Genomic DNA, 12,047 nt, shown 5'->3' with positions numbered 1-12,047 from the left:
ACACTCCCCACGGCCCTGCGTACGGCGGCGCCCGCAGGCCCCGGGGGCGCCGCGGGTCAGCCCTTGATCGCCCCGCGGCGGGCGGAGAGGACGCACTGGACCTGCTGGTCGATCTTGACGTTGCTGGCGACCTTCCAGTCGTGGGAGGAGCCGGGCTCGGCGTCCTTGACCACCGCGACGCCGCGGGCGACGACGTCGGAGCCCTGCGGGACGATCCAGGAGACGACGACCACGAGGTCGCTCTTGTCGTCGCCGGTGTTCTTGACCGTCCCGGTCGCCTCGACCGGGCCCTTGGCCGCGGAGCAGCCGGTCATCGTGGTGTCGGCCGCGATGCCCTTCGGCTTGCTCAGCGTGGGCACGGTCGTCAGCTTGGGCGGCGAGATCACGCCGGTCGACGAGGCGGCGGGGGCCGGGGCGGGTGCGTCAGCCGCCGGCTCCTGCTTGTCGCTGCTGCAGCCGGCGAGCCCGGCCACCAGCAGTGCCGTCGCGGCCGCCAGCGCGGCGAGGTCCTTGGTGCGTCCCGAGGTGATCATGTCACTCCTTCTTCTTCCCGAGGGGTCCCCGAGGCCTGAGGATCAGGCACCCGGCCAGCACGAGGAGGATCCCCAGTGCCGGTAGTGCAGGGCCGAACGGCGCGCCGGTGTTCGGCAGGTTCCCATGATTCGTGCCGCCGCCGTCGTTATTTCCGCCGTTGTCGCCGCCGTTGTTGTTGCCGCCGGTGTTGCCGTTGTTGCCGTCGCCGCCCCCGCCGGTGCCACCCCGGCGGTCGACGGTGATCGTCACCGCGTCGGTGTCGAGCACGCCGCCGTCGCCGAGGCCGGTCGCCCGGACGCCCGCCGTGTTGCGGATCTGGCCGGCGCGCTCGTCGGCGGCGGTGATCCGGTAGGCGCCCGAGGTGCAGACCACGGTGGCGCCCGGGGCCAGCGTCGTGGACGGGCAGGTCACGTCGATCCCGTCGTCGGCGAGCATCGCGTCGTCGATGCGGACGCCGGTCAGGGTGACCGTGCCCGTGTTCGTCACGGTGAAGCTGAACGCGACCCGGTCGCCCGCGTCCGTCCGGCCGTCGCCGTTGCGGTCGTCGACCGGCAGGGCCGCCTTGACCAGGGTGGCCGAGACGCCCCCGGCGAGGGCGGTCTCGACGCTGGCCGGGCTGGAGACGACGGCCTCGCCGTCCGGCCCGGTCGCGCGGGCGGTCGCCGTGTTGCGGACGGAGCCGGCGTCCACGTCGGCCTGCGTGATGACGTGGTCCCGCACCGTCGCGCACTCCGTCGCCGCCCCCGCGACGAGCTCGGCGGCGGCGCAGGTGACCGGTCCGGCCTTGGCGTCGAGGACCGCGACCGCGGTGACCGTGCGGGCGCCGCTGTTGGTGACCGTGAAGGTGTAGGCGATCGTGTCGCCGACCCCGATCGTCCCGTTCCTGTCGACGTCGACCGGGGCCCCGGCCCGCTTGACCAGCGTGAGGCTCACCGCCCCGAACGGCGTGCTGGTGGTGTCCGGCGCCGACGTCACGTCGTCCCCGGCCGGCGACGTCCCGGTCGCGGTGGCCGCGTTGTCGACCGACCCGAGCTGCTCGTCGTTCGCGGTGACCGTGTAGTCGGCGGTGCAGGTGGTCGACGCCCCCGGTGCGAGCGTGGTGGCGGGGCAGTCCGCGCCGTCGTCGAGCCGCGCGTCGTCGATCGCCACCGTGTCGACGGTGGTGGCACCGGCGTTGGTCACCAGGAACGTGTAGGTGATCGTGTCGCCCGCGCCGAGGACCTGGTCGCCGTTCGTGTCCACCGGGGTCGCGGTCTTGTCGACCGTGAGCCGGGAGACCGCGCGCAGCGGGGTCGTGGCGGAGGCGTCGTCGCGCCGGACGGTGCCGTCGGCGTCGGTGCCGGCGGCCGTGGCCCCGAGGACCACGTTCCCGGCGTCGATGTCGGCCTGGGTGACCACGTACGGGGCGGCGTCGCAGGTGGCGCTCTCCCCCGGCGCCAGCGTGGCGATCGTGCAGACCGTGGCCCCGGTGGCCGGGTCGACGACCGTGACGCCGGTCAGGGTCAGCGTCCCGGTGTTGCGCAGCCGGAACGTCCGGGCCACCGTGTCCCCGGCGTCGAGGCCGTTGCGGTCGACGTCGGTCGGCTGGCCCGTCTGGATGGTCACGTCGAGGCCGCCGGTGCCGCCGGTCGGCGTGGTCGTGGTGTCCGCGGGCGACGTGAACGTCGTCCCGTCGGGCCCGGTCGCCGTGGCCGTCGCCGTGTTGGTGAGCGTGCCGCCGTCCAGGTCGGCCTGGGTGAGCACGTACGTGCCGGTGCAGGTCACCGTGGCCCCGGGGGCGAGCGTCGTCTGCGGGCAGGCCGTCGCCGGCAGCAGCGCGTCGACGACCCGGACCCCGGTCAGCGTCAGCGTGCCGCGGTTCGTGATCGCGAAGGAGTAGGCCACGGTGTCACCCGCGTCGAGCCGCTTGTCGTTGTCGGCGTCGACCACGGGCCCCGCGGTCTTGTCGAGGGCCAGCTCTCCGCGGCCACCGGTGAGGGTGGTCTCGGTGTCGCTGTTCGAGCCGACCGCCCGACCGGTCGGGCCGGTGCCGGACGCGACCGCGGTGGTCACGACCCGACCGGCGTCGACGTCGGCCTGCGTGACGGTGTAGGTGGCGGTGCAGGTCGTGGAGGCGCCGGCGGCAAGGCTCACCGACGCGCAGCCGAAGCCGGCCGGCAGGTTCTTCGCGGCGACCAGGATCCCGTTGACGGTGACCGAGCCGGTGTTGGTGACGGTGACGGTGTAGGCGATCGTGTCGCCGGCGTCGACCACGCCGTTGCCGTCGACGTCGGTCGGGACGCCGCCGAGGTCGGTCGTCAGCGCGGCGCTCTGGTCGAGGGCGGTGCGGGCGGCGGCCCCGGCCGAGCCGACCGGGCGGCCCGCGCTGTCGGTCGCGGTCGCGTTCGCCGTGTTCACCAGCTCACCGGCGTCGACGTCGGCCTGGGTGATCACGGACGAGGCGGTGCACGTCAGGCTCGCCCGCGGGGCGAGCGTCGTGGCCGGGCAGCCGACGGCCACGCGGGGGTCGTTCACCGCGACCGCGGACACCGAGTCCGTGCCCGTGTTGGTGACGACGAACGTGTAGCCGACCGTGTCGCCGGCGTCGGCGCGGCCGTCGCCGTTCGTGTCGGCCGGGGCGGCCGCGGTCTTGGTCAGCGCGAGCCCGGAGACCGGGCTGATCGGCGTGTCGGTGGTGTCGCGGTTCGACGTCACCGTGACGCGGTCCGGGCCGGTGCCGACCGCCACGGCGCTGTTGCGCACGGTGCCGGCGTCGACCTCGGCCTGCGTCAGCACGTGGGTCGTGGTGCAGGTCGTGGTGGCGCCCGGCGCGAGGGTGGTCGTGCGGCAGGTCGGGTTGCCCAGGGCCGCGTCCACGGCGACCCCGCTGAGGGTGACGGCACCGGTGTTCGTGAGCGCGACGGTGTAGCCGACGGTGTCACCGGCGTCGGTCACCCCGTTGCCGTTCGCGTCGACCGGCACCCCGGCCCCGAGGTCCAGCAGCAGGGACGCGGCGGTCGAGGTCGGCGTCCGGGTGCTCGACGGCAGCGAGGTCACCGTGCGCCCGCCCGGGGTCCGGCCGCTGACGGTCGCGGTGTTGTCCACCGAGCCGCGGTCGGCGTCGGCCTGGGTGATCCGGTAGGTGGCCGTGCAGGTCGTCGTGGCCCCGACGGTCAGCGTCGCGACCGGGCAGGCGACCGCGCCGGCCTTCGGGTCGGAGACGACGACCCCGGTGACCGTCACGGTGCCCGGGTTGGACACCGTGAACGTGTAGGCGACGGTGTCGCCCGCGTCGACGCGGCCGCTGCCGTTGGCGTCCACCGGCGCGGCAGCTCGCTTGACCAGGCTCAGCGCGCCGGACTCGACCAGCGGGGTCGTCGTCCGGTCGGCGTTCGAGGTGACCGGGGTCCCGGCCGGCCCGACCGCGGTCGCGGTGGCGGCGTTGCGCACGGTGCCGGCGTCCAGGTCGGCCTGGGTCAGCACGTACGTGAGCGTGCAGGTCGTCCGCTCCCCCGGGGCGAGCGTGGTGACGGCGCAGACCGGCGTGCCGGGCAGGCTGTCGTCGACCACGAGCCCGGTCAGGGTGCTGTCGCCGCCGTTCACCACGGTGGTCGTGTAGGTGACGGTGTCGCCGGCGTCGACCCGGCCGTCGCCGTCGGTGTCGGCCGCGGCGCTCGCGGCCAGGTCGAGGCTCAGCACGCCGGTCACCCGGACGGGGGTGCTGGTGCTGTCGGAGCCCGAGCGCACCGGCTGACCGGTCGGGCCGGTGGCGCGCGCGGTGGCGGTGTTGTCGACGGTGCCCGCGTCGACGTCGGCCTGGGTCAGGGTGTGGACGGCGGTGCAGGTGGTCGAGCGGCCCGGGGCGAGCGCGGTCGCCCCGCAGGTCAGGCCGGTGACGCTCGGGTCGTCGACCGTGACGTCGGTGAGGCTGACCGTGCCCGTGTTCACCAGCGTGAACGTGTACGTGATGGTGTCACCGGCCGCGATGCGACCGTTCCGGTCGGTGTCGACCGGGGCGGCCGCGGCCTTGTCCAGGCTGAGGCCGGTGCTCCCGGCCAGCGGCGTGGTCGTCGTGTCGGGGTCGGAGACCGTCGTCGTCGCGCCCGGGGTCGTGCCGACCACCGTGGCCGTGTTGACGAGGGTCCCGGCGTCGAGGTCGGCCTGGGTCAGCGTGTGGACGCCGGTGCAGGTCGTGCTCGCGCCCGGGGCCAGCGTGAGGGCGGCGCAGGTGGCGGTGCCGACCAGGTCGTCGCGGGCGGTGAGCCCGGTCAGGGTCACCGTGCCGGTGTTGGTGGCGGCGAAGGTGTAGGTCACCGTGTCGCCCGCGTCCAGCCGGCCGTCGCCGTTGGCGTCGACGGGGGCGCCGGCCGTCAGGTCGAGCAGCAGCGTGCTCGTCGTCGCGAGCGGCGTGGTCTCGGTGTCGGGCAGCGCCACCACGGCGGTGCCGTCCGGCGCCGTGCCGGCCGCGGTGGCCCGGTCGACGACCGCGCCGGCGTCCAGGTCGGCCTGCGTGATCGTCGTGGTGGCGGTGCAGGTGAGGGTGGCGCCCGGCGCGAGGACCGTGCCCGGGCAGCTGACGACCCCGACCCGGCTGTCCTGGACCGCGGTCGCCGACACCGTGACCACGCCGGTGTTGGTCACCACGAAGGTGGAGGTGAGCGTGTCGCCGACCTCGACCCGGCCGTCGCCGTCGGCGTCGGTCGGGGTGCCGGGGCGCAGGTCGACCTGCAGCGAGGCCGCGGTCGCGGTCGGGGTGCGCACGGTCGTCGGGGCGGACGTGGCCGCCGCGCCGTCGGGGCGGACGCCGGCCGCCGTGACGGTCGTGACCACGGCACCGCTGTCGACGTCGGCCTGGGTGACCACCGTCGAGCCCGTGCAGACGGCCTGCGCGCCCGGGGCGAGGGTGGCCGGCAGGCAGTCGGCGGGTGCGGCGAGCCGCGGCCCGGTGACCGTGACGCCGGTCAGCGTGAGCGTCCCGGTGTTGACCACGACGAAGCGGTAGGGCACGACGTCGCCGGCGTCGACGAGCCCGTCGCCGTTGGTGTCGGTCGGCGTCCCCGCGGTCGCGGTCACGGCCAGCGTGGAGACCGCGGAGGTCGTCGTCGTCTCGCTGTCGGGCGCCGCGACCACGTCGTCGCCCGACGGGTCGGTCCCTGTGGCGGTCGCGGTGTTCGTGACCGAGCCGGCGTCGACGTCGGCCTGGGTGAGGACGTACGTGGCCCGGCAGGTGAGCGTGCCGCCCGGGGCGACGGTGGCGGCGTCGCAGGTCAGGCCACCGGTCTGCAGGCGGTCGGCGACCTGGACCCCGGCGACCGTGACGGTACCCGGGTTGGTGACGACGTAGGTGTAGGTCACGGTGTCGCCCGCGTCGACCTGCCCGTCACCGTCCACGTCCACGGCGGGCGCGGCCCGCAGGTCGATCGCCAGCCCCCGCGCCTGCGGCAGGACCGTGGTGACGCTGGCGGCCGGGGAGCCGACGCCGGTGCCGGTCGTGGTGCGGCCGGAGACGGTCGCGGTGTTCACGACCGACCCCGTGTCCAGGTCGGCCTGGGTGAGCACGTAGACGCTGGTGCAGCGCACGGTGGCGCCCGGCGCGAGCGTGGTCGTGGGGCAGCTGATCGTGCCCAGGACCGGGTCGTCCACGACCAGGCCCTGCACGGTCACCGCACCGGTGTTCGTGACGTCGAAGGTGTAGCGGAGCGTGTCGCCGACGTCGACCCGGCCGGAGCCGTTCGTGTCGGCCGTAGCGTCGGCCCGGAGGTCGAGACGGAGGCCCTCACGGGTGGCCAGCGAGGTGTCGGTGCTGTCGGGCGTCGAGCGCTGGACGGTCCCGTCGGGACGCGTGCCGCGCGCGGTCGCCGTGTTGGTCAGCGAGCCCGCGTCCACCTCGGCCTGGGTGAGCACGTGGTCGCCCGAGCAGGTCGTGACGGCGCCCGGGGTCAGCGTGGTCGTCGGGCAGGGTGCGTCCACCAGCGCGTCGTCGACGCCGACGCCGGTGAGGGTCAGCGCACCGGGGTTGGCGACCCGGAACGTGTAGCGCACCGTGTCGCCGGCGCTGGTCCGGCCGTCGCCGTTCGTGTCGAGCGGCGGAGCGGCGGTCTTGTCCAGCGTCAGGGCGGCGCTCGCGGGGAGCCGGGTGGAGGTGGCGGCCGCCGCGGAGACGACCGGCGCGCCGGTCGGCGAGCTGCCGGTGGCGGTCGCGGTGTTGTCCACGCGCCCGGCGTCGAGGTCGCCCTGGTCGAGGGTGTAGGTCGCGGCGCAGGTCGTCTGCCGCCCCGGGGCCAGGCTCGTGGCGGTGCAGGTGACGTCGCCGCCGACCAGCGCGTCACGGACGGCCACGCCGCTCACGGTGACCGACCCGGTGCTGGTCACCACGAACGTGTAGCGGACGGTGTCGCCCGCGTCCAGGCGACCGTCGCCGTTCGCGTCGACGGGGGCGCCGGCGGTCTTGATGAGGCTCAGCGCGGCCCGGGTGTCGGTCGGCGTCTCGACGGTGGCCGGGGCGGAGCTCACGATGGCGCCGCCGGGCCGGGTGCCCGAGGCCGTCGCGGTCTCGAGCACGGTGCCGGCGTCCACGTCGGCCTGGGTGACCGTGTACGTGAGCGTGCAGGTGGTCGCCGCTCCCGGGACCAGGACCGTGGAGGGGCAGGTCAGGGTGCCGGGCAGGCTGTCGGCCACGGTCACGCCGGTCAGGGTCTGCACGCCGGTGTTCGTGACCACGGCGGCGTACTCGATGCGGTCCCCGGCGCCGGTCCGCCCGTCGCCGTCGACGTCGACCGGCGTGCCGGCGCTGAGCGCCAGGGAGACCGACGCGGCGCTGCTCGTGGCGCTGGTCGCGGTGACGGGGGGCGAGGTGACCGTGGCGCCGGTCGGGGTGACGCCGATCGCGGTGGCGGTGTTGGTGACGCCGCCCGCGTCGACCTCGTCCTGGGTGATGGCGTGGTTGGCCGTGCAGGTGGCGCGCAGGCCCGGCACCAGGGTGCGGACGTCGCAGCTGACCGTGCCGACGCGGGCGTCCCGGATGTCCACGAGCGACAGGGTGACCACCCCGGTGTTGGTGACGACGAACGTGTAGGGCTGCCGGTCGCCGGCCCCGATCCGGCCGTCGCCGTCGAGGTCGACGGCGGTGCCCGCGGTCTTGACCATGACGAGGGTGGCGGTCGGGTCGGTCGGCGTCCGGGTGCCCGAGGACGGCGAGGTGACCGCTCCGCCGCGGGGGTCGGTGGCCGCGGCGGTGGCGGTGTTGACCACGGCGCCGGCGTCGACGTCGGCCTGGGTGATCGTGTACGCCGCCGTGCACGTGGTGGTCCCGCCCGGCAGCAGGGTGGTGGTCGGGCAGGCGACGCCACCGACCCTGGCGTCGCGGACGACGACGTTGGTCAGGGTCTGCGCGCCCGTGTTGGTGAGCACGAAGCGGTAGGTGATCCGGTCGCCGGCGTCGACCCGGCCGTCGAGGTCGACGTCGACCGGGGCGTCGGCGGACTTGACCAGGCCGAGCTGGGCGGTCGCGGACGTCGGGGTGCTCGTGGTGTCCGTCGGGGAGACGGCCCGCGCCCCGCCCGGGCCGGTGGCCGAGACGGTCGCGGCGTTGTCGACCGTGCCGGCGTCCACGTCGTCCTGCGTGATCGTGTAGGTGGCCGTGCAGGTCGCGGTCGCCCCCGGGGCGAGGGTCTCGACGTCGCAGACGGCGGCGGACGCGATCCGGGAGTCGTCGACGGCCAGGGCCGTCAGCGTGACCGCGCCGGTGTTGCGGACCACGAACGTGTAGCGGACGGTGTCGCCGGCGTCGACGCGGCGGTCGCCGTCGACGTCGACCGGGGTGCCGGCCGACTTGTCGAGGGTCAGCGTCGCCGCGGTGGCCGTCGGCACGGTCACGGTGACGGGGGCGGAGGTCGTGGTGGTCCCGGTCGGCGTGGTGCCCGAGGCGGTGCCCACGTTGGTGACCGCCCCGGCGTCGACCTCGGCCTGGGTGATCGGGTGCGTGGCCGTGCAGGTGACCTGCTCGCCGGGCAGCAGCGTGGTGCGCGGGCAGACGACGGGCCCGGCGACCGTGTCGACCACGCCGACCCCGGTCAGGGTCACCGCACCCGTGTTCGTGAGCACCGCGGTGTAGGTGACGGTGTCGCCCGCGTCCGTGCGGCCGTCGCCGTCCACGTCGACCGGGGCGGCGGCCGACAGGGCCAGCGTCAGCGTCGAGGCGCTCGAGGTGCGCGTGGTGACGGTCGCCGGGGCGGACGTCAGCCGCTCGCCCTCCGGGGTGAGGGCGGAGGCCGTCGCGCGGTTGACCACGGCGCCGGCGTCGACCTCGGCCTGGGTGATCGTGTGGTCCGCGGCGGTGCAGGCGACGGCCGCCCCCGGGGCCAGCGGGCCCGCGGGGCAGCCGACCGGGCCCAGCAGTGGGTCGTCCACCGTGACGCCGGTCAAGGTCGCGGTACCGGTGCTCGTGACCGTGAGGCCGTACGTGATGCGGTCGCCGGCGTCGACGCGCCCGTCGCCGTCCACGTCGACCGGGGTCCCGGCGGTCTTGTCCAGCCGCAGCGCGCCGGAACCGACGGTGGGCGTGGTGGTCGAGTCGGGGCGCGAGGTGACGGTCGTGCCGGCCGGGTCGGTGCCGACCGCGGTGGCCGTGTTGGTGAGCGAGCCGGCGTCGACGTCGGCCTGGGTGATCGTCGCCTCGGCGGTGCAGGTGGCCCGGGCCCCCGGCGCGAGCGTGCGGACGTCGCACGGGACGGTGCCGGTGAGGCGGGCGTCCACGACCGCCACGGCGGTGAGGGTGCGGCTGCCCTCGTTCACGACCACGAAGGTGTACGGGACCCGGTCCCCGGCGCTGATGCGGCCGTCCCCGTCGACGTCGCGGGGGGCCCCGGCCGTCTTGTCCAGGGTCAGCTCGGCCACGTCGGCCGTGGGCGTGCTGGTGGAGTCGGTCGCCGTCGGCACGGGCGTCCCGGCCGGGTCCGTCCCGGTCACGGTGGCCGTGTTGGGCACGCTGCCGGCGTCCACGTCGGCCTGGGTGATCGTGTAGGTCGCCGTGCAGGTGACCGAGCCGCCCCCGCCGAGCGGACCGGTGGCGCAGGGCAGCCGGCCACCTGCGGCGGAGTCGCCGAGGAGCGCGTCGCGCAGCACCACGTCGCGCACGGTGCGGACGCCGGTGCTCGTGACGACGAACGTGTAGGTGATCTGGTCGCCCGCGTCGACGCGGCCGTCCGCGTCGACGTCGACCGGGACGCCGGCCCGCTTGTCGAGGCTCAGGCCGACCGTGGTCGCGGTCCGGGTCGTCACGGTCTCGCGGTCGGAGGCGACCAGGGCCCCGGCGGAGTCGGTGCCGGTGGCGGTCGCGCCGACGACCACGGAGCCGGCGTCGACGTCGGCCTGCGTGATCGTGTACGTCACCAGGCAGGTCGTGCTCGCGGCCGGGGCGAGCGTGGTGGTCGGGCAGGTGGGCGCGACCGGCGCCGCCCCCGGGAACGTGACCGCCCCGGTGAGGCCGGTCAGGGTGCGGGTGCCGTCGTTCGACAGCACGACCTGGTAGGTGATCGTGTCGCCGACGTCGACCAGGCCGTTCCCGTTCGCGTCGGCCGGCGTGCCGGCCACCAGGGCGAGGTCGAGCACCGAGCTCGTGGCCACGGGCGTCGTCGTCGTGTCGGGGTCGGAGGTGACCGGCCGGCCCCGCGGGTCGTCGGCCGCCGCGCGGGCGGAGTTGTCGACCGTCCCGGCGTCGACGTCGGCCTGCGTCAGGACGTAGGTCGCGGTGCAGGTCGCGGAGGCGCCGGGCAGCAGCGTGGTCGCCGGGCAGGCCGGACCGGCCGGGATGCGGGCGTCCCGCACCGCGACGCCGGTCAGCGTGACGGCACCGGTGTTGGTGACCCGGAACGCGTACGGCAGCCGGTCGCCCGCCTCCACCCGGCCGTCGCCGTCGACGTCGACGAGGGCGCCCGCCTGCTTGTCGATCACCAGCGTGGCCACCGTGCTCGTCGGCGTGCTCGTGCTGCTCGGCGCGGAGACGACGGGGGCGTTCGTCGGGTCGGTGCCCCGGGCGGACGCGGTGTTGCGGACCGTGCCGGCGTCCACCTCGGCCTGCGTGACCGTGTGCGTCCCGGTGCAGGTGGTCGTGCCGTTCGCGGCCAGGGTGGTGGTCGGGCACACGGCGGCCGCGGCGAGCTGCGGATCGGTGATGCCCAGGCCGGACACCGTGACCGTGCCGACGTTGGTGACCGCGAAGGAGTAGGGCACGACGTCGCCGGCGTCGAGCCGGCCGTTCGTGTTCACGTCGGTGCTGGTCCCGGCGGTCTTGACCAGGCTCAGGCCCTGCACGCCGACCACCGGGGTCACGGTCGAGTCGGGCTGCGAGGTCACGGTGGTGCCGTCCGGCCGCCGTGCGGTCACGGTCGCGGTGTTGGCGACGACGCCGGCGTCCACGTCGGCCTGGGTGATCGTGTAGGTCGCCGTGCAGCTGGTGCTCTGCCCCGGCGCCAGCGCCGTGGTGCCGCAGGGGGCGGTGACCAGCGGGTCCACCACGGCGAGGAACGTGACGCGCTGGGCGCCGGTGTTCGTGACGACGAAGGTGTACGCGACGGTGTCGCCCGCGTCCACCCGGCCGTCACGGTCCACGTCCACCGGCGCGCCGGCCTGCTTGTCGACGGAGAGCGCCGCGGTCGTCGAGGTCGGGGTCGTGGTGCTCGACGCGTTCGACGTCACGGTCGCCCCGGCCGGCGAGGTGGCGGTCGCGGTCGCGGTGTTGGGCACCGAGCCGGCGTCCACGTCGTCCTGGGTGATCGTGTACGGGGCGGTGCAGACGACGCTCGCGCCGGGGGCCAGCGGGCCGGCCGGGCAGGCCGCCGGCGCGGTCAGTCGGGGGTCGGCGACGGCGGGCGCGGCCAGGGTGACCGCACCGGTGTTGGTGAGGGCGAAGCGGTAGTCGACCCGGTCGCCGGCGTCGGTGCGGCCGTTGCCGTTCAGGTCGACCGGCGCCCCCGCGGTCTTGACCAGGGCGAGGGTGGCGACGCGCGAGGTGGGCGTGCGCGTGCTCGAGGGGTCCGAGACCACCGCGGCCCCGGTCGGGTCGGTCCCGGCGGCGGTCGCCGTGTTGTCCACGGTCCCGGCGTCCACGTCGGTCTGCGTGATCGTGTAGGTCGCCGTGCAGGTGGTGCTCGCCCCCGGCGCGAGCGTCGTCGTCGGGCAGGTCGCCGGCGCCGCGAGCCGCGGGTCGGTGACCGCGACCGCGCGGACGGTCAGGCTGCCGGTGTTCGTGACCCGGAACGCGTACGTGATCGTGTCGCCGGCGTCGGTCCGGCCGTCGGCGTTCACGTCGGCGGGCGCACCGGCCGTCTTCGTGAGGGTCAGCGCGGAGCTGGTGAGGAGCGGCGTGGTGGTGGAGTCGGCGGCCGAGGTGAGCGTCGTCCCGTCGGGGCGGCGCAGGCTCGCGGTGGCCGTGTTGAGGACCGCGCCCGCGTCGACGTCGGCCTGGGTGATGACGTAGGTCGCCGTGCACCGCAGCTCGGCGCCCGGGGCCAGCGCCGTCGTCGGGCACGTCGGGG

2 protein-coding genes (1 of these 2 running past the window's edge) are annotated in these 12,047 nt (G+C 75.6%); both read right to left on the bottom strand.

The window, feature by feature from the left end; translation table 11 throughout:
- Positions 1-56: 56 nt before the first annotated feature.
- A complete protein-coding gene (locus FHX39_RS02630; protein ID WP_183336570.1) occupies positions 57-533 on the bottom strand; it encodes a hypothetical protein in 477 nt (158 codons plus the stop codon).
- Between the two features lies 1 nt (position 534).
- A protein-coding gene (locus tag FHX39_RS02625; protein WP_183336568.1) for a DUF7507 domain-containing protein crosses the window boundary here: on the bottom strand, positions 535-12,047 show its 3' portion. It continues 21,373 nt past the right edge of the window; only the last 11,513 of its 32,886 coding nucleotides appear in the window; its start codon lies off the right edge, out of view; the stop codon is at positions 535-537.

The organism is Microlunatus antarcticus, from assembly GCF_014193425.1.
Taxonomy (GTDB): domain Bacteria; phylum Actinomycetota; class Actinomycetes; order Propionibacteriales; family Propionibacteriaceae; genus Microlunatus; species Microlunatus antarcticus.
This window is presented reverse-complemented; position numbering and strand designations above follow the sequence as displayed.

Bases quoted from the DNA above. Each gene is read 5' to 3' on its own strand.
- FHX39_RS02630 (WP_183336570.1), bottom strand. From the start codon at position 533: ATGATCACCTCGGGACGCACCAAGGACCTCGCCGCGCTGGCGGCCGCG.